Source organism: Nocardia sp. CDC153, from assembly GCF_035818515.1.
Lineage (GTDB): Bacteria > Actinomycetota > Actinomycetes > Mycobacteriales > Mycobacteriaceae > Nocardia.
In genome coordinates, this window is sequence record NZ_JAYKYU010000010.1 from 106,144 (window position 1) to 130,596 (window position 24,453).

Here is a 24,453-nt window from a genome sequence, read left to right on the forward strand (position 1 = left end):
GGTCGCCCGAAGTTGATCATGGGCCTAAACCTGCACCAAGGCACCAAAATTGGCAGAAACCTGCCCTCCCACAGCGATTTGTGCAGGGATTGGCCCATCGGCAGACACGGGTGCCGGCGGTTATTGCGGGGTGGTGATGCGGGTGTAGGCGGTGCGGATTTGGGATTCGGCGTCGGCCAGGTAGTCGGCGAGCATGGTGGCGGCGGTGGTGGAGTCGCCGCGGGTGAGGGTGGTGAGGATTTCGTGGTTGCGGTGGAGGTAGGGGAGGTGGAAGGCGTTGGCGTCTTCTACTACGTGGAAGATTAGGCGGAGTTCGTTCCAGACGCCTGCCATGAGGGAGTCGAGCAGACTGCTGTTGTTGAGGGCGGTGATGGCTCGGTGGAAGTCGACATCGGCGGTTCCTACGCCTGCCCAGTCGTTTTCGGCGGCGTAGCGGTCGGCGCATTCGAGGGCCGCCGCGACCTCGGTGAGGTCGGGGGTGGTTCGGGGGTAATCGCGCAACGCCGCGCATTCGACGATGCGGCGGCATTTGTAGACCTCGGCGATGTCGGTGATGGCGGGGACGCGGACGAAGACGCCGCGGTTCAGTTCGTGGGTGACCAGGCGCTCCTCGATGAGGGTTCGGAAGGCCTCGCGCACGGTGTTGCGTGAAACCTTCAGTGCCTCACAGATATCCGGTTCGGACAGGCGCGCGCCGGGGCGGAAGTGGCCGGCCAGGATGTTGTTGCGGATGATCGTGGCCACCTGGGCGCTGCGGCTGGCGCGATCGAGGGTGTCGCGGTGGACGGCCAGTGCCGCGTACGGCTCGACGGTTGCGGCGTTCGCCGACGTCATCGACGCATCCTCCTCGAGTCCACGACTCACCTGGGTACCCGTCAAGATTACGCCCCTCGCGCCGGATCGGACGACGATTGGATCGCCGTATTGCAGGATCGTTCAACGATTCCTAGAATGAGATGCCTATCACACCCGCCCTGTGATGCACCCGAGGGGGGTCATCATGACCGAAATATCAACTGCCGCCGAGGTTTCCGGGCGACCTTTCGAATGGTTCCGCTCTCTGAGCGCCACCGGCAAGCGTGCCTTCTTCGGCGCGTTCGGTGGCTACGGCATGGATTCCTACGACTTTCAAGTGCTGCCACTGGCGCTGGCGGCGATCACATCCTATTTCGCCATCAGCACCGGTCAGGCCGGTCTGCTCACCACCGTGACGCTGGTGCTGTCGGCGGTCGGGGGCGCGGCGGCGGGCGTGCTCGCCGATCGCATCGGCCGGGTCCGCACCCTGCAAATCACCATCGCGGTCTACGCGTTGTTCACCGTCGCCTGCGGATTCGCCTGGGATTACCCGTCATTGCTCGTCTTCCGGGCGCTGCAGGGCCTCGGGTTCGGCGGTGAATGGGCGGCCGGTGCGGTCCTGGTGGCGGAGTACTCCCGCCCCGAATACCGCGGCCGGACCGTGGGTTTCGTGCAGAGCGCGTGGGCGGTCGGTTGGGGACTGGCGGTGTGCGTGTACACCGTCCTGTTCCAGGTGTTCGATCCGGCGACCGCGTGGCGGGCGCTGTTCATCACCGGTGCCATGCCCGCACTGCTGATCATCTGGGTGCGCCGCAATGTCGGCGACGCCGAGATCGCCACGGTGCAACGGACCGTCGGCGAGCGCGGCCGCATTCAATCGCTGTTCGGCCGGGAACTCTGGCGCACAACCGTTTTCGCGGCGATCATGGCCACCGGGGTGCAGGGCGGCTACTACACCCTGGCGACCTGGCTGCCCACCTATCTGAAGAAGAGCCGTCATCTCACCGTGGTGGGCACCGGCGGCTATCTGTTTCTGCTGATCGGTGGCGCCTTCCTCGGCTACCTCACCGGCAGCGTGCTCACCGATCGCATCGGCCGCAAGCGCAATATCCAGCTCTTCGCCCTGCTGTCGGTGATCTTCATGGTCGGCTACATCCAGGTCCCCCACGGCGCGAACACACTGGTGCTGTTGCTCGGTGTGCCGCTGGGATTCTCGACCTCGGCCATTTTCTCCGGCTTCGGCTCCTATCTCGCCGAGCTGTTCCCGACCCCGCAGCGCGGCACCGGCCAGGGATTCGTCTACAACTTCGGCCGCGGCGTGGGCGCCGTATTCCCCACGGCCGTGGGCTATCTGGCCTCGACGACCCTCGGCCTGGCGGGCGCGATGCTCTTCGGCGCGCTCGGCTACGCGCTCGCGGTGCTGGCGCTGTTCGGCCTGCCCGAAACGCTCGGCAAGCCGCTGCGCTGAATCGACCCCGCGAAGGACACCCGGCATGGGAACCGTGCTCCGGCCCGGTGAGATCTTCGCCGGCTACCGCATCGTGAGACTGCTGGGCCGCGGCGGCATGGGCGAGGTCTACCAGGCGAAGGACCCCAACCTGCCGCGGCAGGTCGCGCTGAAGGTGCTCAATGCCCGGGCCAGCAAGGACAAGGGTCTGCGCGAACGCTTCTGGCGGGAGGCGAATCTCGTCGCACAGCTGGTGCACCCGAATATCGTCCCCATTCACGCCCGCGGACAGGACGCGGGGCGCATGTGGATCGCCATGGTCTACATCGAGGGCACCGACCTGTCCGCCACGCTGCGCCGCGGCGCGCTCGAACCCGAACGCGCCGTGCGCATCACCCTGGAAATAGCCGACGCCCTCGACTTCGCCCACGACACCGGGGTCCTGCACCGAGATGTGAAGCCCGCGAACACGATTCTCGCGACCCGACCGCGCGAACGCGCCCTGCTCACCGACTTCGGCATCGCGAAATCCCGGTGGGGCATCAGGACCTCGGCCGACACCGAACAGGTCCTGGCCACGCTCGAATACGTCGCCCCCGAACGGTTCCTGTCCCCCGAGACCGTCGGCCGGCGCGCCGACGTCTACTCACTCGGTTGCATGCTGTACTGCATGCTCACCGGTGAGCTGCCCTACCCGGTCGACGGCATCCCCGCCCTCGTCCTCGCCCACATGCGCAGCCCGATCCCCAAGCCCACCGACCGAAATCACCAACTCCCGCCGGCCTTCGACGATGTCACCCGGACAGCGCTGGCGAAGCATCCGCGAAACCGCTTCGCCACCTGCGGCGAACTGGCCCGGGCCGCAGCCGATGCGCTGGCGGGCGCTCCCGTCCTGGCGACAGCTGGCGTACCCGCCGCGGCGGCGGTGCGCGCCAACCTGATCGCGGCCGCCACGATTCCCCTCCGACCGCGCTAGGTTTCCAGGCCGACTCCCCCGATTCGCCCAGCGCCGCTTCACCATCTGCTACTAGTGAGCCGGGCTGCTCCGGTGCGTACCGGAACAGCCCCGCCACGGGAGGACCGTGGCGCAGATCGGGACAAACAGAGAAATGGCGGAGCGGGCGAAATCGGTTCGGGTTACACCTAATTGACGCAGGGCAGGGCCGTGGTCGAGGAGGACTACGGTGATCGCGCCGCAGAGGATGGTCCACCAGGCCGCGCGGACGAGCGGGCGTACCAGGGTGGGGGTTGGGGCGAAGGCCTGGCGGAGGCGCTCGGTGTGGAAGGGGATGTGGCGTTGTTCGTCGGCGACGATGAGGGCTGCGGTGCGGGTGGTCAGGTCGTCGGGGGTGCCGTCGCGGAGGGATCGGTAGTAGGGGACGGCGATGACCTCGGCTACCGCGAGGACCATGAGTTCGAGACGCAGGCCGAGGGCTCGGCGGAGGTGGACGAAGACCGCGTCGGTCCAGTGGCGGGACAAGGGTTGTCGACCCGCGGCGTGGAGGAGGTTCAGGAGCAGGCGGGCGTGGTTTTGTTCCTCGGCGATGAAGAGGCGGACGGCGGCGGCGTAGGTGGGGTCGCCGGCGCGGTCGGCCTTGGCCATCAGGTTCGCGCCGTCGCCGGATTCGCCCACCTGGAAGCGTTGGATGCTGCGGAGGATGGCGGGGTGCAGGGTGACGCCGCGGGACCAGTCGGGGTCGCCGGCACGGGTGCGGGCTTGGGCCTTGGCTTCGAATTCGGTTGTCCACCGCGTGAATTCGTGGATTTCGCGCACGAGGGTTCCGATCTGGTTGCGGATGGGTTCCGGAACTCGACTCTAGGAACGCGATGTGCGATTCGGGCGGACGCGATGTGGAGATCGTGTGGAGCCCACGCATCCGGGGACGCGTGGGCTCGAATCCTCGTCAGGGTTGGGTTGCGGGCTGTTTCGGGAGTAGGAAGACGACGGCTCCGGCTACGACGGCGATGACGAAGGTGGCGAGAGAGGCGGTCGCGAAGGCGTGGGCGGAGGCGGGGGCTGGGTCGGTGCTGTCGGGGTGGTAGGTGGCGAAATAGATTGCGCCGATTACGGCTACGCCCAGGGCCCCTCCGCATTGTTGAGCGGTGGAGAGCGCACCGGAGGCCACGCCCGCCGATTCGGGTGCGACGCGGCTGAGGACGGTGTTGAGCGCGGGGGTGATGACCAGACCGCCGCCGACGCTTTGCAGGACGAGGGTGGGGATCACGAGCAGCGGTGTGATTCGGGGGCCGGAGAACAGCAGGATCGCGGTGGAGAGGTAGCCGAGAGCCATGATGATCGCGCCGATTTCGAGGACTCGGCGACCGTAGCGGGGGATGGTTCGGCTGGCGACCTGGCTGAAAATGAAGAAGGCGGTGGCGGCGGGGGTGTAGACCAGGCCCGCGCCCAGCGCGGAAAGGCCCAGGCCCTGCTGCATGGTGACCGACAGGACCAAGTAGTAGGAGTAGATGAGGGCGTAGAGGGCCAGCACCAGAACGATTCCGAGGGAGAAGGAACGTTGATGGAAGAGGGTCAGGGGTAGGAGAGGGTCGCGGCCTCGGCGTTCCAGATTTCGTTCGATGAGCACGAACACGCCGAAAGCTATTGCGCTGGCGGCGAAGCAGAGCCAGATCCAGGTGGGCCAACCCGCTTGCTGGCCTTGGATCAAGGGCAGCACCAGGAAGAACAGGGCGGCACTCAACACCAGAACGCCGGGTAGGTCGAGTGTGCGGGTGGCGGCGGACGCGGTCTTCGGGACGTACCGCAGCGCCAGCGCGAACATCACGACACCGATGGGGACGTTCACCCAGAACACCAAACGCCAACCGGAGTCGAACAGGTTGGCACCGATCAGCAATCCGCCGATCACCTGCCCGCCGATCGTGGCCATACCCATGACGACACCGAGCACGCCGTACACGCTGTGCCGCCGAGCCGCCGGAACCAGCACGGTGACGTAGGCGAAGACCTGCGGCACCATCAGCGCGGCACCGAAGCCCTGAATGACGCGGGCGGCGATGAGAATTCCCGCGCTCGGCGACACCGCGCACGCGATCGAGGACAGCGTGAACACGGCCACCCCGAGCAGGAAGATCCGTTTGCGGCCGTAGAGGTCCGCGAGCCGGGTGGCGGTGATGATGAAGACCGCATAGCTCAATTGATAACCGGCGAGCACCCATTGGACGTCGCCGTCGGAGGCGTGCAGATCCGCCACGATCGCCGGATCGGCGACCACGACGATGAACGAGTCGAGAATCGCGATGAAAAGCGCGGTCAGGACGATCGAAATCGTCACCCACGGAATGGGTTCGGCGATCGCCGCCGCCCGAGGACTGACCGACTGATGGCTGGTTGCCACGATGAGAACCTCTTCACTTGTCGGGGTTGCAGAGAAAGCATACGGTCGTATGCACACTTTTCTCAAGGCCCCATCTCCCCCGACGGTCAGTCGTAAATATCGACGTTTCAATGCGGGGCGGCGGCCGGTCGAGCATGATCGGTGGGCCGCAGTCCGAGAGCACGGTGGAGGTCGCATGCGGAACCCGATGAGCACGTGGGCGAGGAACGCGCCGACCGCGCTGTGCGCCGCCGCGACGATCGCGGCCCTGTGCGCCGGATGCGGATCACAGACATCGGACACCGCCGCACCCACGGAAACCACGGCGGCACAGCGGACAACGGCCATGACGACAGCCCCGAAGGACACGAAATCCGGCCTCCCCACCGCGGCCGACGGCACCAATCTCGACGCCTGCGCCAATGGCAACTGCGAGATCCGCGTCGACGGCCCCACCACCATCCCGATCCCCGGCTACTCCCGGCTCGGCGGCCCGGTGAAGATCGGCCAGATCGCCCCCGGCTCGGTCACCGCCACCTCGAGCCTGTTCGGCTTCCCGGTCTCCGGAACCACCGGCGTCGGCGGAACGATCTCGCTCAACGGCCTGTCGGTGAAGGTGGTTGCGGTCCAGGGCAGCTCGGCCGTTCTCCGCTTGAGCACGTAAGCCATCGAACATTCGAGACCCGGTCGCGGGACGATAGCGAGCATCGGGCATAGGCTGGAGAACAAGGCCGAGGTGTGGGCCTTCGAACCGGATCCGGGGGTGGGACGTAGGTCCGCACGAGATTGCGCGATGTGCGGAGGTCATGGATGCGGGTGCGGAGAGTTACCGCCGATCTGTCGGAGTATCCGGATCTGGTCGTGATATTGCTCGGGATGCGGGTGCGCACGCCGCGGGGAATTCTGCGGCTGCTCGGGGTCGGACCCAAGCTGTACCGGTCGCATCGAGATCGGCCGGACGGGCTTTTGTCGCACGAGGATGTGGTGTGGTCGCTGTGGCCGCCGCATTGGGGCGCGCGACAGTATTGGCGCGATCTCGAAAGCCTCGAACGGTGGACTCGATCCGAGCCGCACCGGATCTGGTGGCAGCAGTTTCTCAAGGACTCCGGCGGCACCGGTTTCTGGCACGAGGCCTATTTCGCCAGGGGTGGAATCGATTCCGTGTACGACGATATGGCCGCGCCGACCGGGCTGGCCCGGTTCGCCCGCACCGTCCCAGCTCGGGGGCGGTTGTTCTCGACCCGGGGGCGGGTGCGCGCCGCCGATCCCGAAATCGCGCCCGTGGTAACGGAATCCGCGTTGTACGGGGTGACGGATACGAATACCGATTCGGCTATTGATTTCCCGGAAGCGGACGGGCATGCTCCATTCCAGGCCCATTGACGGGTAGCGGATCGAACGCTCCGGTGAACGCGAACCAACAACAGGTGAGCGACATTCGGCCGGGCGATGAACATTTCCTCCCAAACCTGTGATTCGGTCACGGAAGTGTTTCGAAGCGACAACGGCGAGCATAAGTTATCCGCATGCATGTGCTGTTCGTGTGCAGCGGAAATGTTTGCCGATCCGTCATTGCCGAACGCCTGACCCTGGCGGTGGCCGCTGAACACGGACTACAGGAGCTATCCGCCGAGAGTGCCGGTGTTCGAGCCTTGGTCGGATTCCCGGTGGAACCCCTTGCCGCACAGACGATTGTGGGACTCGGCGGAAACGCCGACAACTTCAAGGCCCGCCGCCTCAAGGCGGACATGGTGCACCGCGCCGACCTGGTGCTCACCATGACCGACAAGATTCGCGACCAGGTGCGCGATCTCGTGCCCGAGGCCCTCCCCCGCACCTTCACCCTGCTCGAGGCGTACCGCATCGCGAAGGTCAGCGGCGCGCGCACGGTGCTCGGATTGCATGCCGCCCGCGACGATCTCGCCTATGTCGGCCGCGAGAACATCGCCGACCCGGTCGGTCTGTCGCCGCAACAGTATTGCGATGTCGGCGACCGGATCGCCGAGGCACTGGTCCCCCTGCTGCTGGCGCTGCACGCGCATCAGCATCCGCAGGCCACCCTGCGCCCCCGCGACGCCGCGACCGGCCAGCAGCCGCTGCTGGTGATCGACGGCGGTCGCGCCGAACCGAGCCGACGGGGCGAATACCCCAAGTCGGTCGAATCACACCGTCAGGCAGGCGAACCGACCCGCCGCCCGGCGGAATCCGCCGGATAGCAGGCGATCCCGGGAGCACCCGATCGGTCCGAACTCCCGCGTGTCAATACACCTTGCTGCCGGGTTGGTCCGGTAAGGGATTACACTCTCGCGCGGAACACCTATCAGTTCCGCCGAACGCCACTGCCGGTGGTTCGACACAAGAACAGGACCAAGGACATGCCGAAGCGAATTTCGGATGTTTCGCTCCATGTTTACGTGACACCTCAGACCCTGCACCGCGTCACCGAGACGGTGTGCCGGGTGGTCGATGAATACGTCGCCGATCGAGATATCTTCGCGTGGCGCTTCACCCTCCCGGTGGAGTGCGACGAACCCGAGCACACGGTGCTCGAAACTCAATGGCGGCTCGACCATCCCACCGTCGAACCCGATGACCGCCGCACGTATGAGATCGCGCTCAGCCTGGTGGGCGAGGCCCGTCAACTAACCAAGGCGGGCATCGCCAAGCTCGAGCAGCGCTTGGTGCTGGAACTGTCCGCCGACGAGCCGGTCCCCTACATCGTGCACGCGCTCCAGCGGGAGAACTTCGAACTCGAAGAGAACCGGGAGCTCATCTAGATACGACGCAAAACGGGCCGTACCCGATCGAAGGGGTACGGCCCGACAGTGCGTTGTCTCAGCGGCGCGCCGGGAAGTGGCGAATCACGCCTTCCTGCACGGTGGTCGCGAGCAGCTCGCCGGTGCGGGCGTAGAAGTGCCCGCGGGCCAGGCCGCGCGAGCCCGCCGCCACCGGGGACTCGGTCGCGTACAGCGCCCAGTCGTCGAAGCGGAACGGCCGGTGGAACCAGATCGAGTGGTTGACCGTGGCCGCGATGATGCGGTCCCAGCCCCACGACAGCCCGTGCGTGGTGACGATCGAGTCCAGCACCGTCGTGTCGGACGAATACGCCAGCGCCGCAACGTGAATCAGCGGATCGTCGGGCAGCGCGCCGTCGGTGCGCATCCACACCCGGTTGTAGTCGAGGCTCTCGCCCTTGCCCTTGAGAATCCAGGCCGGGTCGTTGGTGTAGCGCATCTCGATGGGATGCGGTGCGTTGATGAACATCTGGAGCTTGTCCTCCATGCCCACGAACGACTCTTCCACGCGCGGAAGGCCTTCCGGGCCGGGGACATCGGGCAGGGGCGCGCCGTGCTCGAGCCCCTTACCCCAGTCCTGGAACGCGGCGAGCATGACGAACAGCTCCTGCCCGTCCTGATACGCCGTCACCGTGCGGTTGGCGATGGAGCGCCCGTCCCGGTGCCGATCGACGTGATATTCGATCGGCGCCTTGGGATCTCCGCCGCGCACGAAGTGCGCGTTGATCGCGTGGATCGGACGCTCCGGGCCCACCGTGCGGCCCGCGGCGATGATCGCCTGCGCGACCAGCTGGCCGCCGAACGTGCGGCTCCACACCTTCTCGGGATGATGTCCGAGGAAGATGTCGGGGCCGTTCTCCTCGAGATCGAGCAGGCGTAGTAGCTCGCGCAGATCTTCGGTCAGACCGGGCCCCTCCGGGTCCGCGACGACGTCCGAAGACGTCTCGTCCAGCGACGCACTCAAACTAGTGGTCCTCCTCGCCGATGCGATGCACGTGGATCAGGTTGGTGGACCCGACAGTACCCGGCGGCGAACCGGCCACGATGACCACCAGGTCACCCTTCTTGTACCGGCCGATCGAGAGCAACGCGTTGTCCACCTGGTGGATCATCTCGTCGGTCGTGCCCACGGGAGGAACGATGAACGTTTCCACGCCCCACGTCAAGGCCAGCTGACTACGAATCGCGGGCTGCGGCGTGAAGGCCAGCAGCGGCAGCGGGGTGTGCAGGCGAGCCAGGCGGCGCACCGTGTCACCGGACTGCGTGAAGGCAACCAGCGCTTTGGCATTCAGGCGCTCACCGATGTCGCGGGCGGCGTAGGAGATGACACCGCGCTTGGTCCGCGGCACGTGGGTCAGCGGCGGAACCCGGGTCGAGGACTCCGATTCCACGGCGTGCACGATGCGGGCCATGGTGCGCACGGCCTCGATCGGGTAGTCGCCGACCGAGGTCTCGCCGGAGAGCATGACCGCGTCCGCACCGTCGAGCACCGCGTTGGCCACGTCGGAGGCCTCGGCGCGGGTCGGGCGCGAGTTGGTGATCATGGACTCCAGCATCTGGGTGGCCACGATGACCGGCTTGGCGTTCTCGCGCGCCATCTGCACCGCGCGCTTCTGCACCAGCGGCACCTGCTCGAGCGGCAGCTCCACGCCGAGGTCGCCGCGGGCGACCATGATGGCGTCGAAGGCCAGCACGATGGCCTCCAAATTGTCGATGGCTTCGGGCTTTTCGAGCTTGCCGATGACCGGCACCCGGCGGCCCACGCGATCCATGATGTCGTGCACCAGCTCCACATCGGAGGGCGAGCGCACGAAGGACAGCGCGATGAAGTCCACGCCCAGCTTCAGGGCGAATTCCAGGTCGTCGATGTCCTTTTCGGACAGCGCGGGCACGGACACGTCCATGCCGGGCAGCGAGACGCCCTTGTTGTTGGAGACGGGGCCGCCCTCGGTGACGGTGCAGACCACGTCGTTGTCCTCGACGCGCAGCACGGTCAGCCCGACCTTGCCGTCGTCCACGAGCAGCCGGTCGCCGGGCTTGGCGTCCTTGGCGAGGTGTTTGTAGGTAGTGGAAACCCGGTCATGAGTGCCGATGATGTCGTCGACGGTGATTCGGACTTCCTCGCCCGTGTTCCACACGGTCTTGCCATCGCCCTCGAACCGGCCCAGCCGGATCTTCGGTCCCTGCAGGTCGGCGAGGATGCCGACAGCGCGACCGGCGGTATCGCTGGCCGCACGCACCTTCTTGTAGTTCTCGGCATGATCTGAGTGCTCGCCGTGGCTGAAGTTCAGGCGCGCAACGTCCATGCCACTTTCGACGAGCTCACGAATCCGGTCCTCGGATGACACTGCTGGCCCGAGGGTGCACACAATCTTCGTTCGTCGCATCACGCCCTAAACCCTAGACCTGTGACAACCCTCATGCCGACCCCGGCACACACATATACGGTTCTCGTAAGCAGCCGTTCAGTTAACAGCAGGTCAACGGGCGACGTGCCTGGCCAGCCGGGTCTCCAAGCGGGTTTGACCGAATCCGAGGACCAGACATATTACCCAGTAGTAAATTGCGGCAACCCCATACAGCGCGAAGAAGTCGAAGGTCGGCGCGGCGGCCATCTGCGCGGTACGCAGCAACTCGGTGACCAGGATGGTGGACGCCAGCGAGGTGTCCTTCACCAAGGAGATCAAGGTGTTCGACAGCGGCGGCACCGCGATGCGCGCGGCCTGCGGCAGCACCACCAGCCGCAGCGCCTGCGCGTAGCTCATGCCGACCGAGTAGGACGCCTCCCACTGCCCGTGCGCGACCGAAAGGATCGCGGCGCGAATGATTTCGGCCGCGTACCCACCCACATTGAGGCTGAAGGCGATGATCGCGGCCGGAAACGGCTTCAGCACGATATCGAAGGCGGGCAGGCCGAAGAAGATGATGAACAGCTGCACCAGCAGCGGCGTCCCGCGAATGATCGAGATGTAGAAGCGCGCGGCCGCCGACAGCGGCCACACGCTCGACATGCGGGCCAACGCCACGAACAGGGCGATGGCCAGCCCGATCACGAAGCTGATGGCCGTCAGCGGCAGCGTCTTGTCGACCGTGGCCTGCAGCATCGGCCACAGGTTGTGTCTGACCAGCGCCCAGGTGGCGTCGTCCATGTCGAATGGCCCTGTGCGGCTTACTTGCTGACGTCGGTGCCGAAGTACTTGTCCGAGATCTTGGCGAGGGTGCCGTCGGCGCGCAGCTCGTCGAGGGCCTTGTTGATCTGATCGGTCAGCGCCTGCTCGTCCTTGCGGGCGGCGAAGGCCTGCTTGGAGGTCTCACCGGTCTTGCCGACGATCTGGATGGTGCCGGTGCCCTGCGCCTTGGTGTAGGCGTTCACCGCGAGGGTGTCGTTGACGGTGGCGTCGGCGCGGCCGGTCTTGAGCAGCTGAGTGGCCTCGACGAAGCCCGGAATGGCCTCGACCTTGCAGCCCGCCTGCTTGGCGACGTCGGCCCAGTTGCTGGTCTCGGACTGGGCGCAGGTCTTGCCGTTCAGGTCGGCGAGGGTGTGGATGCCGTCATTGCCGGTCTTGGTGACGATGACGCCCTCGGAGACGGTGTAGGGCTGGGAGAGCGAATACTTCTGCTCGCGTTCGGGTTTGACGGTGACCTGGTTGGCGATGAGGTCCACGCGCTTGGACTCCAGCGCGGCGAACAGCGAGTCCCAGGGGGCGGTGGTGAACTCGATCTTCTTGCCGATCTTGTCGCCGACGGCCTTGATCACGTCGATGTCGTAGCCGGTGAGGGTGCCACCGTTGTCCTGGTAGGTGAACGGGGAGTAGTTGCCCTCGGTGCCGACCTTCAGGACATTGGCGTCGTTCTTGCTGGAGCTGCACGCGACGAGCCCCGCGGCGGCGACTACGGCGAGCATGACGGCGGCGAGCTTACGGCGCACGAAGGGACCTCTCCTCGGGCGTGGGTGACCACGCGACAAACAACCGACAAAGGGTACGCCGCGAACCGACCGGGTGGCACGGCAACCATCATCTTGCGCGAAAACCTTGTAGCGGATCCGGCCCGATGATATGCGCGTGCGGCCGTCACTCGATCGAGTGACGGCCGCACGTTGCCGAAGTGTCGCTCTTAATCGCGCAGCGGACGCCCCTGCGGGTCCGGGACCTTGCCGGTGAGGATGAGGATGCCGTCGATCAGGGCCCAGATGCCGCAGCCGCCGCAGGTGACCAGCTGCAGCACGCCGATGGTGGTGTAGCCCAGGTAGAAGCGGCCGATGCCGAAGCCGCCGATGAGCAGCTGCAGCAGGCCCGCGGTCAGCTTGCTCTTGTCCGACAACGGAACTCCGAACGGGTCGCGGCCGTACGGCGCTTCCGGATCGCCGCCGTAGGGACCCGCGGGCCCGGGTGCGCCGAAGGGCGCGGGCTGCTGGCCGTAGGGCTGCGCCGGCTGACCGAAGCCCTGGGGTCCCTGCCCGGGGTACGGCTGCTGACCGTAGGGCTGCGGCTCACCGTAGGGCTGGCCGTACTGCGGCCCGGTGCCGGGCGCGCCGTACTGCGGTCCGTCCTGACCGGGCTGCTTGTTGAATGGGTCGGTCACTCGCGTCCTCCTGAATCGCGGACCGTCCCCCCGTGGAACGGCCCAAAAGGTCAGGAGCCATTCTTGCCGGACTCGACGGTTTTCGCCTGGTCAGCAGACTCCTTGCCCTCCGGCTCGGAACCGCCGGATTCGGAGGAGTTATCGCGCTCCGTCTCGGATTCGTTGCCGGGCGTAGGAGATTCGGACCCGGTATCCCCTTCGGATACCTCTGATTTGTCGGAATCGTCCGTTTCCGTGGCGGTTTCGGCCGCCGCGCCCGCCGCGCCGAAGGCCCGCAGCGCGCCGATCTGCCACGGCCACGGCCGCTCGATTCCCGGCCGCAACTGCTCGGCCGTCTCCCGCCCCTTGGTCGCGAACAGGAAATAGGCCACGGCGCAGACGAACACGATCGCCGAGGTGAAGGTGTTCACCCGCAGCCCGAGAATGTGGGTGGCCTCGTCGTCGCGCAGCAGCTCGACGAAGAACCGGCCGAAGCAGTAGATGGCCACGTACAGCGCGAACAGGCGGCCGTGGCCGATGCGGTACTTGCGATCCACGTACAGCAGGATCGCCACCCCGATCAGGTTCCAGATCAGCTCGTACAGGAACGTCGGCTGAACGATCTTCTCGGCCGCGCCCGCGGCGGTGCCGTTCATCATGTCCACGCCGCCGCTGTGGTCGTAGCGGACGAAGATCTCCAGACCCCACGGCATGGTGGTCTGGCGGCCGTAGAGCTCCTGGTTGAAGTAGTTGCCGAGGCGGCCGATGGCCTGGGCCAGCAGAATGCCCGGCGCGATGGCATCGCCGAAGGCGGGCAAGGGAATCCGGTACACCCGGCACCCGATCCACGCGCCGATGCCGCCCAGCAGCACCGCGCCCCAGATGCCGAGACCGCCCTCCCAGATCTTGAGCGCGTTCATGGGGTGACCGTTAGCGCCGAAGTACTTCTGCCAGTCGGTGGCCACGTGGTAGAGCCGCCCGCCGATCAGGCCGAAGGGCACCGCGAACATGGCCACGTCGAGCACCATGCCCGACTGCCCGCCGCGCTGGACCCAGCGCTTCTCGCCCAGCCAGATGGCCGCGACGATGCCGAGGATGATGCAGATCGCGTACGCCCGCAGCGGGAACGGGCCGATGTTCCAGACGCCGCGCGGCGGGCTGGGGATGTAGGCCAACACGTCGGCGCCGGCACTGTCGGCAAGGGTCCGTAAGGTCACGAGTCCCCACCGTAGCCGAAACCGACCACGGCGCGCCGCCGGAGGTCGACGCGCCGCGACCGGCCGGTAGTTCGGTAACCGGTCGATAGCCCGGTAACGCAAGGGATATACGAAGGGGCCGGCGCGGAATTCACGAGACGCGGAATTCACGAGAAAGGGCGCGCACCGAATTCGGTACGCGCCCTTCTGGAACTCGCGGTGTTACGAGGAAACCGGTGCCGAGCGCACGCCCTGCGCCAATTCCTCGGTCAGTTTGGCGACCGCGTCCAGGCCCTGCGCCGCGGCGGTCACCAGGGCCGAGCCGACAATGACACCGTCGGCGTAGGAAGCGATTTCGGCCGCCTGCTCGCCATTGCGCACACCCAGGCCGACGCCGATCGGAATATCGGAGTGGGCGCGAATGCGGGCGCACAGGGCCGGTGCCATGGACGAGACCGCGTCGCGCGCGCCGGTGACGCCCATGGTGGAGGCCGCGTACACGAAACCCTTGCTGGCTTCGAGGGTTTTGACCAGTCGCTCCTCGGTCGAGGACGGGGCGACCAGGAAGATGCGATCCAGGTTGTGGGTGGAGGACGCCACGAACCAGTCGTCGGCCTCCTCCGGAATCAGGTTCGGGGTGATCAGGCCGAGGCCGCCCGCCGCCGCGAGATCGCGGGAGAAGGTGTCCACGCCGTACTTGAGCACCGGATTCCAGTAGGTCATGACGACGGCCTTGCCGCCCGCCTGGGAGATGGCCTCCACGACCTTGAACACGTCGCGCACCCGGACGCCGTTCGCAAGGGCCTGCTCGGCGGCGCGCTGGATGGTCGGGCCGTCCATCACCGGATCGGAGTAGGCGACGCCGACTTCGATGACGTCGCAACCGGATTCGACCATGGTGCGGCACACGTCGATGGAGCCCTGCACATCCGGGTAGCCGGCGGGCAGGTAGCCGATGAGGGCGGCGCGGTTCTCCTCGCGGCAAGCCGCGAAGGTGCTCGCGAGTCGGGACTGCTGGTTCACTTCGCTTCCCCCTCGGGCTTGTCGAACAGCCCGAACCACTGGGCGGCCGTGTCCATGTCCTTGTCACCGCGGCCGGACAGGTTCACCAGAATGATCTTGCCCTCGCCGAGCTCCCGCCCGAGCTTGATAGCGCCCGCCACGGCGTGCGCGGACTCGATGGCCGGGATGATGCCCTCGGCGCGGCTGAGCAGCAGCAGCGCGTCCATGGCCTCGGTATCGGTGATCGGGTAGTACTCCGCCCGGCCGATGTCCTTGAGGAACGCGTGCTCCGGACCGACGCCCGGATAGTCCAAACCCGCTGAGATGGAATGGGAATCGAGGGTCTGTCCGTCCTCGTCCTGCAGCAGGTACGAGTACGCGCCCTGGAACGCGCCCGGCGTGCCACCGGTGAAAGTCGCGGCGTGACGGCCGGTTTCGACACCGTCGCCCGCGGCCTCGTAGCCGATCAGGCGCACGCCCGGATCGTCGATGAAGGCGTGGAAGATGCCGATGGCATTGGAACCGCCACCGACACAGGCGGTTACGGCGTCGGGCAGATGGCCGGTGTGCGCCTGGATCTGCTGGCGCGCCTCCAGGCCGATGATGCGCTGGAAGTCGCGCACCATGAGCGGGAACGGGTGCGGGCCCGCCGCGGTGCCGAAGCAGTAGTAGGTGGCCTCGGCATTGGTGACCCAGTCGCGCAGCGCCTCGTTGATGGCGTCCTTGAGCGTCTGCGAACCCGTTGTCACACTGATGACTTCGGCCCCGAGCAGCCGCATGCGGGCCACGTTCAACTGCTGGCGCACGGTGTCGACCGCGCCCATGTAGATGACGCATTCGATGCCCAGCAACGCGCACGCGGTGGCGGTGGCCACGCCGTGCTGGCCCGCGCCGGTCTCGGCGATCACCCGGGTCTTGTTCATGCGCTTGGCCAGCAGCACCTGACCGAGCACATTGTTGATTTTGTGAGAACCGGTGTGGTTCAGGTCTTCCCGCTTCAGGAAGATTCGCGCGCCACCGGCGTGCTGGGCCAGGTTCTTGCACTCGAACACCGGCGAGGGCCGCCCGGTGTAGTCGCGCTGCAGGCGATCGAGCTCGTCGAGGAAGTTGGGATCCACCCGGCACTTGTCGTATTCGGCGGTGACCTCCTCGATCACCGCCATCAACGCCTCGGGCACGTGGCGGCCGCCGTACACGCCGAAGTGCCCGCCCAGATCGGGTTCGTGGCTCTTGTGCGCGACGCCGTCGCTCATCTGCGGCAAGCCCAGAGTGTTCTTGCCAGAAAGCTTTTCGGTCTGTGTCATCGGCTCTTTCACCGTCCCCGGCGAACCGGCTTCGGGCACGAAGGGTGGGTTCCGGCGGTCACCAGTTCGGCCACCGCGGCGCGCGGGTCGCCGCTGGTCACCAGGCCCTCGCCGACGAGCACGGCGTCCGCGCCCGCACCGGCGTAGGCCAGCAGGTCCGCGGTGCCGCGAATGCCGGACTCGGCCACCCGGATCACCTCACTGGGCAGGCCGGGGGCGATGCGCGCGAACACATCCCGATCCACCTCGAGGGTCTTGAGATTGCGGGCGTTCACGCCGATCACACTGGCCCCGGCCTCGAGGGCGCGGTCGGCCTCCTCCTCGGTGTGCACCTCGACCAGCGCGGTCATGCCGAGCGATTCGGTGCGGTCGATGAGCGAGGACAGCACATCCTGTTCCAGGGCGGCCACGATCAGCAGGATCACGTCCGCGCCGTGGGCGCGGGCCTCGTGAATCTGGTACGGGCCGACAATGAAGTCCTTGCGCAGCACCGGGATGTCCACCGCGGCGCGGACCGCGTCCAGATCGGCGAGCGAACCGTGGAAGCGGCGCTGTTCGGTCAGCACGCTGATGATGCGCGCGCCGCCGTCCTCGTAGGCGCGGGCCAGGTCGGCGGGGTTCGGGATGTCCGCGAGCTCGCCCTTCGAGGGGCTGGCGCGCTTCACCTCGGCGATCACACCGATTCCCTCCGCGTGCAAGGCGGCCTTGGCGTCACGCGGGGACTGGGCCTTCGCGGCGGCCGCCTTCACGGCCTGGAAATCCAGGAGGGCTTCCCGTGCGGCCACATCCGCGCGGACCCCGTCGAGAATCGAGTCGAGTACCGTCATCTGGCTCGAATCCTTTCTGGGGAGACGGACTTGCTGCCTGAGAATCCCCCCAGGCGCTGTCTCACCGCTGCTGATAAAGAGTAAATGGCTATGTTCCCGTGCTTGACAGCGGGGCTGGAGTCGGCTGCGCTGCCGATCCCCGACCCTGCTCAGTGATGGTTGCCGCGCTGTCCCCTGTTGTCTGGATCATCGTGCGCGGCAGGGTGATTGGTTTCATCGTCGGTGGGATCGACACCTTCGTCGAGCGCGTCCCAGAGCACGCGGCCCGAGAGCTGACCCTCGGTGGCGGGCTGTGATGCGGATTCCGCATCGCGGACACGGGCGTGATGCGCGGCAACCTGCTCGGCCGCCGACAGCTTCCGATTGGCCGGATTGTCGTACTTTCCGGACATGCGAGGGGCGGCCGAGGACTGCCGGGCCAGCAGCAGACCCGCCGCGAACGCGGCCACCGCACCGGCCAGACACACCACCGCGGGCAGCCCGGAGGTCGTCACCCGACCGGCGTGATCACCGCCGTGCAGTTCGGCCAGCCGGGCCGCGCGCTCGCCCGTGCCCTTGTGCACGAGCAGGGCATACGCGGGCACCGCGGACACCGCCGCCAGCACCGCGACCACCACGCCGACACCGCGCCGCCACCAACCGTGGGTGGCGAACACGGCCGCGATGGTGGCCAGGAACGCCAGGGCCAGCGGGGTCAACGCCCCGAACCAGACACCGCCGTTGAGATCCTTGTGCCGGGGCAGGCCGTAGTCGGAGGTGATCTCGATGCTGGCCCAGTTCATCCGCGAGGACACCCACAGCAGCGCCGCCGCCACCGCGAGCAGCGCGACCGCCACGATCGGCCGCGGCTTCTTCGCAGCCCCCGCCGTGCGGGCCTCGGCTGCCGCCGCAGCGGAATTGGCCTCGGCCTCGGCCAGATCGGCCGCCCTCGCCCGCTCGGCGATGCGCGCGGCGTCGGTATCCGCCGCGGCGGATGCGCTCGAATCGGCGGCGGCAGTGGCATTTTCGCGCGTCGGGGTCGCGTGATCCGAGCCCGCGGCAAGGGCGTCGGCCTTCGCTCCCGCATGCGGGCTCGCCGCCTGCACGGCGTCGGCCTGCGTCGAGTCGGGCACGGCCGCAGGGGAATTCGCGCTGCCGTTCGCCGCCGGACGCGAGCCGGAATGCGCCCCCGAACCTTCCGAACCTGCGGTGCCTGCCGAGCCGTCCGGGTCGGAACCGCTCATTGGTCCGAGCCGCTCGGGCGGTAGGCGCGCACGGTTTCCGCGGCGGCGATGGCCTTCAGCACCGCCATGGCCTTGTTGCGGGATTCGACGTCCTCGTAGTCCGGGTCGGAGTCGGCGACGATGCCCGCGCCCGCCTGCACGTAGGCCGTGCCGTCCTTGAGCAGCGCGGTGCGGATGGCGATGGCGGTGTCGGCGTCACCGGCGAAGTCGAGGTAGCCGACCACGCCCGCGTAGACACCGCGGCGGGTGGGTTCGAGCTCCTCGATCAACTCCATGGCGCGGACCTTGGGCGCGCCCGAGAGGGTGCCCGCCGGGAAACACGCCTGCACGGCGTCGAGGGCGACCTTGCCGGGCTTGAGGCGGCCGGAGACCGTGGAGACCAGGTGCATGACGTGCGAGTAGCGCTCGACGTGGCGGTACTCGGTGACCTTCACCGTGCCCGGCTCGCACACCCGGCCCAGATCGTTGCGACCCAGATCGACGAGCATGAGGTGCTCGGCGTTCTCCTTTTCGTCTGCCAGCAGACCCTTTTCGAGCAGGAGGTCGTCCTCCTCGGTGACGCCGCGCCAGCGGGTGCCCGCGATGGGGTGGGTGGTGGCCACGCCGTCCTTCACCGTCACCAGCGATTCGGGGCTGGAGCCGACGATGGAGAACGCGGTGCCGCCCGCGCCGTCCGGGATGTGCATGAGGTACATGTACGGGCTCGGGTTCGAGGCCCGCAGCATGCGGTACAGGTCGATCGGGGTGCCGTGGTAGTCCATTTCGAAGCGCTGCGAGAGCACCACCTGGAACGCCTCGCCCGCCTCGATCTCCTTGACCAGCCGCCGCACGCCCGCGCCGAACTCGTCGGAGGTGCGCTGGCGGCGGAAGTTGGGCTCGGGGCGGTCGAAGACCGAGACCGTGGAGTCGGCCGGGGCGGCCAGCGCCTCGGTCATGCGGTCCAGGCGGGCGACCGCGTCGTCGTAGGCCTCGTCCACGCGCTCGTCGGTGCCGTTCCAGTTGACGGCATTGGCGATGAGGGTGATCGCGCCCTCGTGGTGGTCGAAGGCGGCCAGGTCGGTGGCCAGCATGAGGACCATCTCGGGGACCTGGAGGTCGTCGGTGGCCAGCACGGGCAGGCGCTCGAGGCGGCGGACGGTGTCGTAGCCGAGATAGCCGACCATGCCGCCGGTCAAGGGCGGCAGACCGGGCAGTCGCTCGGTGCGCAGGACCTCGAGCGACTCGTGCAGCGCGGCGAGCGGATCGCCGCCCACCGGCGCGTCGGCCGGGGTCTGGCCGATCCAGGCGGCCTCGCCGTCGAGCACGGTCAGCGCGCTGGGGCTGCCCGCGCCGATGAACGACCATCGCGACCAGGAGCGGCCGTTCTCGGCCGATTCCAGCAGGAAGGTACCGGGGCGGTCCGCGGCCAGTTTGCGGTAGGCCGAGAGCGGAGTCTCGGAGTCCGCCAACACCTTTCGGATCACCGGGACCACCCGGTGATCGGCCGCCAGCGCCCGGAACTGCTCCCGGGTGGTGGTGGTATCGATAGCAGCGTTCAGAGGTGAACCATGCGCGCCGTGCATTCACCCATCATTCCAGGCACGCCGACGGGTTGATAAATCGCGCTCCCCGGCCCAGCCGAGCGGGCACCTGTGGCGAATACCTGAAGCGGTCATCACTACACTCACGGCGGTCTCCAGGCACCCGGCTCGTTCGGGCCGGCTCCCGGAGGTCGTCTCTGCTCCGGCAGCAAGATGGAGAGGTCGCACGCGGTATCCCCATTTTCGAGAGGAGTTCAACACAGATGTACCCCTCGCAACCGGTAGCTCCGGAGGGTCCACGGCACGCAGCACCGCAGGTCGCACCGGGTGTCCATCCCGGCCAGCCGCCGCGGATGATGAATATGAACACCGGCGGGAAGTACTCCGCCATCGCCTCGTTCGTCACCTATGTGAAGGCCCTGGAAGCGCTGGACCCGCGCAGCTTCCCGGACGAGTACGCCGAGCACACCGACCGCATCCGGGAACTCAAGCCGTTCCTGCGCGCGCACGGCATCCTCGATGTCATGGAGATCAAGAACCCGGAGGTCGCCGCCCTCATCGGCGTGTAGACCGACACCCCACGTCGGGGGTGGTTGGGGCTCCGGGGGTTTCACCCCCGGACCCCCAAGCAAATAGCTCGTGGGCGATGGATTCGGGGTAGGGTGCGGGGTATGAAGGCAGGTCAGCTCGCGCCGAATTTCGAGCTTCCGGATCAGTCAGGCACCGTGCGTTCGCTCGAGTCGTTGCTCGCGGACGGGCCGGTGGTGTTGTTCTTCTATCCCGCGGCGAATACGCCGGTGTGCACCGCCGAGGCGTGCCATTTTCGGGATCTGGCAACGGAATTCAAGAACGCGGGGGCCACACCCGTGGGGATCAGCGCGGATTCGGTGGACGTGCAGTCCGGGTTCGCGGCGAAGCAGGGGCTGGGGTTTCCGGTGCTGTCCGATGCCGGGGCCAAGGTGGCCGCGGAGTTCGGGGTGAAGCGGGGGCTGCTGGGTGCGGTCATGCCCGTCAAGCGGACGACCTTCGTGATCGACCCGGATCGCACCATCGCCAAGGTCATCGCGAGCGAGATTCGGGCGAATGTCCACGCCGATGAGGCGCTGAAGTTCCTGCGCGAGCGCGGCTGACGGCCAGCTCGGGTGACCTGTTTGCTGGGCGCACGGCTCGGTCGGAGCGTCGTTGCTTCGCGTGCCAGCAAATCGGACATACGCTGGGGCTATGACTACGCCCAGCACGGACCAGCCGGAGCGGACCCGCTCGACCTTCGTCACGTGGCGCAATCGCATCATCGCGCTCGTGGTGGGCGCGGCGGTGTTGTGGCTGGCGTACGTAATCCTGGCGGCGTTCATTCCGCGGTGGTGGGCGCAGCGCATCGCGGAAATGGTCGGCTCGAGTTTCGCCAAGGGAATCTGGTACGGCCTGCTCATGGGCGCGGTGTGTACGGCCGTGCCATTGTTTCTGCTGATGTTGGCGGCGCTCAGTTGGAGCAAACGGGGCGGTAGGTTCATTGCCGGTGCCGCGGCCGTTCTCGCCCTCATTGTCGCCATTCCGAATTTGATGACGCTGACCATCGTGCTCGGCGATTCCAATGCCGCACACGCCGGTCAGCGCATTCTCGATGTCGACGGCCCCGGCTTCCGCGGCGCGGCCCTGGCGGGCGCGATCGTGGCCGCGGTGCTGTTCCTGCTCGTGGCATTTCTGGTGGTGCGCAGGCGATTCCGCCGTCATCGTGCCGAGAAGCAGCGGACCGCACCGGAAAAGCCGCGCGTGTCACCGGAAACTCCGGCAAATCCTCCGGAAGTCGGCGCGAACTGATCCGGTGTCGCGACACGCGTGATCGATGTCACGTCATTCAGCAACACCGTGACTGACGAGCGAAGTCGTGGCAAACTTTGACGTGCGAGTGACTCGTACGATGCCGTACCGCAAGCCCTCCCGCCGGTCGGCACGCCGCGTCACTTGGCTGCTACGAGAGGGCGCGCACGGTGACCAAGTGGTTGAATCCCATGGAACAGCGAGCTTGGCGTACCCTTGTCGCGCTCACCACCAGATTGCCCGCCGCGTTGGATACTCAGCTGCAACGTGAGTCCGGGATTACCCATTTCGAATACTTAGTGATGACTCTGCTCTCCGAAGAACCGGGCCATCGGTTGCAACTGAGCGAGCTTGCGCAAAAGGCAAACGCATCGCTATCGCGGCTCTCGCACGTGGTATCCAAACTCGAACGGCTCGGCTGGGCCCAGCGCGTCACCATCAGCGGCCGCCGCGGGGCGCAGGCCGTGCTGACCGACGCCGGATTCCAGAAGGTCACCGAGGCCACGCCGGGCTATCTGGAATGCGTGCGCGGCTTGGTCTTCGACGGCCTCGACGCACAACAGACCAAGGAGTTGCTCGAATTGGGCGAGACCCTGGTCGCCCAGCTCGACAAGGGCATGGCGCGCGGGCTCGGCCGCTCGGGGCGACCGAACTCGCACCTCGAGATCGAAAGCTGAACCGGGCTAGAGCAGCGAATCACCCTGCGACAGCAGCACGTCGGTGTCGAAGCAGGTGTGGGTGCCGGTGTGGCAGGCCGCGCCCTCCTGATCGACGACCAGCAGCACGGTGTCGCCGTCGCAATCCAGGCGCACCTCGTGCACGTACTGGGTGTGGCCGGAGGTCTCGCCCTTGACCCAGTACTGCTGGCGCGACCGCGAATAGTAGGTGCCCTTGCGGGTTTCGAGGGTGCGGGCGAGGGCCTCGTCGTCCATCCACGCCATCATGAGCACATCGCCGGTGCTCTTCTCCTGCGCGATGGCCGCGAACAGCCCGTCGGAGTTGCGCTTGAGCCGCGCCGCGATGGCGGGATCGAGGGAGCTCATCGGACGGTGATTCCTTCCGTGCGCATGGCGTCCTTGACCTGGCCGATGGTCAGATCGCCGAAGTGGAAGACGCTGGCGGCCAGCACCGCGTCCGCACCGGACTGCACGGCGGGCGCGAAGTCCGCCACCTTGCCCGCGCCGCCGGAGGCGATGACCGGCACCGACACCGCGGCGCGCACGGCCCGGATCATGGGCAGATCGAATCCGGACTTGGTGCCGTCGGCGTCCATGGAGTTGAGCAGGATCTCCCCCACCCCCAATTCGGCCCCGCGCACGGCCCATTCGACGGCGTCGATGCCGGTTCCGCGCTTGCCGCCGTGCGTGGTGACCTCCCACCCGGACGGGGTGGGGTCCTGGCCTGCCGGCACGGTCCGCGCGTCCACCGACAGCACGATGCACTGCGAGCCGAAGCGCTCCGACATCTCGCGCAGCACCTCGGGCCGGGCGATGGCGGCGGTGTTCACCGACACCTTGTCCGCGCCCGCGCGCAGCAGCCGGTCCACGTCCTCGACGGTGCGCACGCCGCCGCCGACGGTGAGCGGGATGAAGATCTGCTCGGCGGTGCGGGTCACCACGTCGATCATGGTGCCGCGGTCGCCGGTGGAGGCGGTGACGTCGAGGAAGGTCAGTTCGTCCGCGCCCTGGGCGTCGTAGGCGGCCGCGAGTTCCACGGGATCGCCCGCGTCCCTGAGGTTTTCGAAGTTGACGCCCTTGACCACGCGGCCCGCGTCCACATCCAGGCAGGGGATCACACGCACTGCCAAGCTCATTGCTCCACCTCTCCTCGGACCCGATCGGCCGTGTCGGCGATCAGGTCCAGTAATTCCTCGTGCACGCCGGGCGCGGCGGCCAGCACCGAACCGGACTCGATGGTCCAGTCGCGCCCCAGCAGGTCGGTGACCACGCCGCCCGCGGCCCGGACCAGGGCCACCCCCGCGGCGTTGTCCCAGGGGTGATGTCCGAACACCACGGCACCGCCCAGAATTCCCGAGGCGGTGTAGGCCAGGTCGATGCCGGTGGACCCGTACATGCGCTGGCGGCCCGACAGCCGCGACAGCGCACCCAGCAGGTTGAAGCGGAAGATGCCCGGAATCCGGCCCGCCCCATCGATATTGAAGCTGCCGAAGCCGATCATGGCGGTGGCGAGCTTGGCCGGAGCCAAGGGCGGCAACGGTTTTCCGTTCAGCAGCAGCGGCCCGCCCTCGACCGCCGCGTACCGCTGCCCCAGGACCGGCAGCCAGGTCAAGCCGAGGACCGGCACCCCCTCGCGCACCAGCGCCAGCAGCATCCCGCACATCGGGCTGCCCGCCGAATAGTTGAAGGTGCCGTCGATCGGGTCGAGCACCCACGCCGTCCCGGAGGTCAGCTGCGGGCCGCCGAATTCCTCGCCGTGCACCGGGATTCCGGTGCGCTCGCCGAGGCGCTGCGCGATGGTGCGTTCCAATTCCAGGTCGAGTTCGGTGGCGAAGTCGTTGCGCCCCTTCTCGACCGCGCTCGGCGCTCCGATGCCCTCCACGAAACGCGGTGCGGCGGAGTCGAGCACGTCACTGGCGATGCTGAGCAGCTCGGCGAGGTCGGCCACGGC

Annotated in this window: 27 protein-coding genes; 10 read left to right on the forward strand and 17 right to left on the reverse strand. The window is 67.4% G+C overall.

All coding sequences use genetic code 11. The annotated features are described in order from the left end of the window. Positions 1–120: 120 nt before the first annotated feature. The gene (locus tag VMT65_RS37525) at positions 121–834 is read right to left on the reverse strand and encodes a GntR family transcriptional regulator (protein ID WP_326313502.1); all 714 of its coding nucleotides are present in this window, start codon (positions 832–834) and stop codon (positions 121–123) included. A 166-nt stretch (positions 835–1,000) separates the two neighbouring features. Here VMT65_RS37525 and VMT65_RS37530 point away from each other — a divergent pair, with 166 nt between their 5' ends. Together VMT65_RS37530 and VMT65_RS37535 are read left to right on the forward strand one after the other, a co-directional pair. Further along, on the forward strand, positions 1,001–2,263 hold the full coding sequence (locus VMT65_RS37530; RefSeq protein ID WP_326313503.1) for an MFS transporter: 1,263 nt from the start codon (positions 1,001–1,003) through the stop codon (positions 2,261–2,263). Positions 2,264–2,288: 25 nt separating this feature from the next. Next, entirely contained in the window at positions 2,289–3,218 is a 930-nt protein-coding gene (locus tag VMT65_RS37535; protein ID WP_326313504.1) for a serine/threonine-protein kinase, read from the forward strand. Positions 3,219–3,269: 51 nt separating this feature from the next. Here the strand turns inward: VMT65_RS37535 and VMT65_RS37540 are convergent, their stop codons facing one another. Together VMT65_RS37540 and VMT65_RS37545 are read right to left on the reverse strand one after the other, a co-directional pair. After that, entirely contained in the window at positions 3,270–4,016 is a 747-nt protein-coding gene (locus VMT65_RS37540; RefSeq protein WP_326313505.1) for a ferritin-like domain-containing protein, read from the reverse strand. A gap of 130 nt (positions 4,017–4,146) precedes the next feature. Beyond that, positions 4,147–5,598 (reverse strand): MFS transporter, encoded by a 1,452-nt coding sequence (locus VMT65_RS37545; protein ID WP_326313506.1) that lies wholly within the window; start codon positions 5,596–5,598, stop codon positions 4,147–4,149. A 325-nt stretch (positions 5,599–5,923) separates the two neighbouring features. On the opposite strand from VMT65_RS37545, the gene VMT65_RS37550 reads away from it, so the two are divergent. The 4 genes from VMT65_RS37550 to VMT65_RS37565 all read left to right on the forward strand — a co-directional run bounded on the left by VMT65_RS37550 (position 5,924) and on the right by VMT65_RS37565 (position 8,354). Then, a complete protein-coding gene (locus VMT65_RS37550) occupies positions 5,924–6,241 on the forward strand; it encodes a hypothetical protein (RefSeq protein WP_326313507.1) in 318 nt (105 codons plus the stop codon). Positions 6,242–6,387: 146 nt separating this feature from the next. Further along, positions 6,388–6,960 (forward strand): monooxygenase family protein, encoded by a 573-nt coding sequence (locus tag VMT65_RS37555; RefSeq protein ID WP_326313508.1) that lies wholly within the window; start codon positions 6,388–6,390, stop codon positions 6,958–6,960. A 143-nt stretch (positions 6,961–7,103) separates the two neighbouring features. Further along, positions 7,104–7,793, forward strand: a complete 690-nt coding sequence (locus tag VMT65_RS37560) for an arsenate reductase/protein-tyrosine-phosphatase family protein (RefSeq protein WP_326313509.1) — start codon at positions 7,104–7,106, stop codon at positions 7,791–7,793. Positions 7,794–7,991: 198 nt separating this feature from the next. Next, positions 7,992–8,354, forward strand: a complete 363-nt coding sequence (locus tag VMT65_RS37565) for a hypothetical protein (RefSeq protein ID WP_326313510.1) — start codon at positions 7,992–7,994, stop codon at positions 8,352–8,354. Positions 8,355–8,412: 58 nt separating this feature from the next. Here VMT65_RS37565 and VMT65_RS37570 read toward each other — a convergent pair whose 3' ends face one another. From VMT65_RS37570 to VMT65_RS37620, 11 genes are all read right to left on the reverse strand, one after another. Next, the gene (locus tag VMT65_RS37570) at positions 8,413–9,276 is read right to left on the reverse strand and encodes an acyl-CoA thioesterase (protein WP_326313571.1); all 864 of its coding nucleotides are present in this window, start codon (positions 9,274–9,276) and stop codon (positions 8,413–8,415) included. Positions 9,277–9,337: 61 nt separating this feature from the next. Continuing rightward, positions 9,338–10,762 (reverse strand): pyruvate kinase, encoded by a 1,425-nt coding sequence (gene pyk / locus VMT65_RS37575; RefSeq protein ID WP_326313511.1) that lies wholly within the window; start codon positions 10,760–10,762, stop codon positions 9,338–9,340. Positions 10,763–10,852: 90 nt separating this feature from the next. Then, on the reverse strand, positions 10,853–11,521 hold the full coding sequence (locus VMT65_RS37580; RefSeq protein ID WP_326313512.1) for an amino acid ABC transporter permease: 669 nt from the start codon (positions 11,519–11,521) through the stop codon (positions 10,853–10,855). Between the two features lie 20 nt (positions 11,522–11,541). Continuing rightward, entirely contained in the window at positions 11,542–12,300 is a 759-nt protein-coding gene (locus VMT65_RS37585) for a transporter substrate-binding domain-containing protein (RefSeq protein WP_326313513.1), read from the reverse strand. A gap of 188 nt (positions 12,301–12,488) precedes the next feature. Further along, a complete protein-coding gene (locus tag VMT65_RS37590; protein ID WP_326313514.1) occupies positions 12,489–12,956 on the reverse strand; it encodes a TM2 domain-containing protein in 468 nt (155 codons plus the stop codon). Positions 12,957–13,006: 50 nt separating this feature from the next. After that, the gene (lgt, locus tag VMT65_RS37595; RefSeq protein ID WP_326313515.1) at positions 13,007–14,152 is read right to left on the reverse strand and encodes a prolipoprotein diacylglyceryl transferase; all 1,146 of its coding nucleotides are present in this window, start codon (positions 14,150–14,152) and stop codon (positions 13,007–13,009) included. A 201-nt stretch (positions 14,153–14,353) separates the two neighbouring features. Next, positions 14,354–15,154, reverse strand: coding sequence for a tryptophan synthase subunit alpha (gene trpA, locus VMT65_RS37600; RefSeq protein WP_326313516.1), 801 nt, complete (start codon positions 15,152–15,154; stop codon positions 14,354–14,356). Continuing rightward, positions 15,151–16,386: a tryptophan synthase subunit beta gene (gene trpB, locus VMT65_RS37605; protein ID WP_326313572.1), complete on the reverse strand. Its 1,236-nt coding sequence runs from the start codon at positions 16,384–16,386 to the stop codon at positions 15,151–15,153. Before trpB ends, trpA begins: the two co-directional genes overlap by 4 nt. Before the next feature lie 59 nt (positions 16,387–16,445). Further along, positions 16,446–17,264: an indole-3-glycerol phosphate synthase TrpC gene (trpC, locus tag VMT65_RS37610; RefSeq protein WP_326313517.1), complete on the reverse strand. Its 819-nt coding sequence runs from the start codon at positions 17,262–17,264 to the stop codon at positions 16,446–16,448. A gap of 149 nt (positions 17,265–17,413) precedes the next feature. Next, the gene (locus tag VMT65_RS37615) at positions 17,414–18,376 is read right to left on the reverse strand and encodes a TIGR02234 family membrane protein (protein WP_326313518.1); all 963 of its coding nucleotides are present in this window, start codon (positions 18,374–18,376) and stop codon (positions 17,414–17,416) included. Positions 18,377–18,483: 107 nt separating this feature from the next. Continuing rightward, complete coding sequence (locus tag VMT65_RS37620) at positions 18,484–20,049, reverse strand: anthranilate synthase component I (RefSeq protein ID WP_326313519.1); 1,566 nt, start codon at positions 20,047–20,049, stop codon at positions 18,484–18,486. Between the two features lie 320 nt (positions 20,050–20,369). On the opposite strand from VMT65_RS37620, the gene VMT65_RS37625 reads away from it, so the two are divergent. The 4 genes from VMT65_RS37625 (at position 20,370) to VMT65_RS37640 (ending at position 22,502) form a co-directional block, all read left to right on the forward strand. After that, positions 20,370–20,576, forward strand: coding sequence for a hypothetical protein (locus VMT65_RS37625; RefSeq protein WP_228102730.1), 207 nt, complete (start codon positions 20,370–20,372; stop codon positions 20,574–20,576). Positions 20,577–20,678: 102 nt separating this feature from the next. Then, positions 20,679–21,137 carry a peroxiredoxin gene (locus tag VMT65_RS37630; protein ID WP_326313520.1) on the forward strand — a complete coding sequence of 153 codons (459 nt, stop codon included), beginning with the start codon at positions 20,679–20,681 and terminating at the stop codon, positions 21,135–21,137. A 91-nt stretch (positions 21,138–21,228) separates the two neighbouring features. Beyond that, complete coding sequence (locus VMT65_RS37635; RefSeq protein ID WP_326313521.1) at positions 21,229–21,825, forward strand: permease; 597 nt, start codon at positions 21,229–21,231, stop codon at positions 21,823–21,825. Positions 21,826–22,016: 191 nt separating this feature from the next. Then, positions 22,017–22,502 carry a MarR family winged helix-turn-helix transcriptional regulator gene (locus VMT65_RS37640; RefSeq protein ID WP_326313573.1) on the forward strand — a complete coding sequence of 162 codons (486 nt, stop codon included), beginning with the start codon at positions 22,017–22,019 and terminating at the stop codon, positions 22,500–22,502. Positions 22,503–22,508: 6 nt separating this feature from the next. Here the strand turns inward: VMT65_RS37640 and hisI are convergent, their stop codons facing one another. The 3 genes from hisI to VMT65_RS37655 are packed head-to-tail and all read right to left on the reverse strand — an operon-like array spanning position 22,509 to position 24,450. Next, positions 22,509–22,868 (reverse strand): phosphoribosyl-AMP cyclohydrolase, encoded by a 360-nt coding sequence (gene hisI, locus VMT65_RS37645; protein ID WP_326313522.1) that lies wholly within the window; start codon positions 22,866–22,868, stop codon positions 22,509–22,511. Further along, positions 22,865–23,638 (reverse strand): imidazole glycerol phosphate synthase subunit HisF, encoded by a 774-nt coding sequence (gene hisF / locus VMT65_RS37650; RefSeq protein WP_326313523.1) that lies wholly within the window; start codon positions 23,636–23,638, stop codon positions 22,865–22,867. The genes hisI and hisF overlap by 4 nt, the downstream gene beginning before the upstream one ends. After that, positions 23,635–24,450 carry an inositol monophosphatase family protein gene (locus tag VMT65_RS37655; RefSeq protein ID WP_326313524.1) on the reverse strand — a complete coding sequence of 272 codons (816 nt, stop codon included), beginning with the start codon at positions 24,448–24,450 and terminating at the stop codon, positions 23,635–23,637. The genes hisF and VMT65_RS37655 overlap by 4 nt, the downstream gene beginning before the upstream one ends. Between the last annotated feature and the right edge of the window lie 3 nt (positions 24,451–24,453).

What these genes read in the sequence shown, in the direction of transcription:
- VMT65_RS37525 (WP_326313502.1), bottom strand. Translation starts at nt 834, where the DNA reads ATGACGTCGGCGAACGCCGCAACCGTCGAGCCGTACGCGGCACTGGCC.
- VMT65_RS37530 (WP_326313503.1), top strand. Translation starts at nt 1,001, where the DNA reads ATGACCGAAATATCAACTGCCGCCGAGGTTTCCGGGCGACCTTTCGAA.
- VMT65_RS37535 (WP_326313504.1), top strand. Translation starts at nt 2,289, where the DNA reads ATGGGAACCGTGCTCCGGCCCGGTGAGATCTTCGCCGGCTACCGCATC.
- VMT65_RS37550 (WP_326313507.1), top strand. Translation starts at nt 5,924, where the DNA reads ATGACGACAGCCCCGAAGGACACGAAATCCGGCCTCCCCACCGCGGCC.
- VMT65_RS37555 (WP_326313508.1), top strand. Translation starts at nt 6,388, where the DNA reads ATGCGGGTGCGGAGAGTTACCGCCGATCTGTCGGAGTATCCGGATCTG.
- VMT65_RS37560 (WP_326313509.1), top strand. Translation starts at nt 7,104, where the DNA reads ATGCATGTGCTGTTCGTGTGCAGCGGAAATGTTTGCCGATCCGTCATT.
- VMT65_RS37580 (WP_326313512.1), bottom strand. Translation starts at nt 11,521, where the DNA reads ATGGACGACGCCACCTGGGCGCTGGTCAGACACAACCTGTGGCCGATG.
- trpB (WP_326313572.1), bottom strand. Translation starts at nt 16,386, where the DNA reads ATGAGCGACGGCGTCGCGCACAAGAGCCACGAACCCGATCTGGGCGGG.
- trpC (WP_326313517.1), bottom strand. Translation starts at nt 17,264, where the DNA reads ATGACGGTACTCGACTCGATTCTCGACGGGGTCCGCGCGGATGTGGCC.
- VMT65_RS37620 (WP_326313519.1), bottom strand. Translation starts at nt 20,049, where the DNA reads ATGCACGGCGCGCATGGTTCACCTCTGAACGCTGCTATCGATACCACC.
- VMT65_RS37625 (WP_228102730.1), top strand. Translation starts at nt 20,370, where the DNA reads ATGAACACCGGCGGGAAGTACTCCGCCATCGCCTCGTTCGTCACCTAT.
- VMT65_RS37630 (WP_326313520.1), top strand. Translation starts at nt 20,679, where the DNA reads ATGAAGGCAGGTCAGCTCGCGCCGAATTTCGAGCTTCCGGATCAGTCA.
- VMT65_RS37635 (WP_326313521.1), top strand. Translation starts at nt 21,229, where the DNA reads ATGACTACGCCCAGCACGGACCAGCCGGAGCGGACCCGCTCGACCTTC.
- VMT65_RS37640 (WP_326313573.1), top strand. Translation starts at nt 22,017, where the DNA reads ATGGAACAGCGAGCTTGGCGTACCCTTGTCGCGCTCACCACCAGATTG.
- hisI (WP_326313522.1), bottom strand. Translation starts at nt 22,868, where the DNA reads ATGAGCTCCCTCGATCCCGCCATCGCGGCGCGGCTCAAGCGCAACTCC.
- hisF (WP_326313523.1), bottom strand. Translation starts at nt 23,638, where the DNA reads ATGAGCTTGGCAGTGCGTGTGATCCCCTGCCTGGATGTGGACGCGGGC.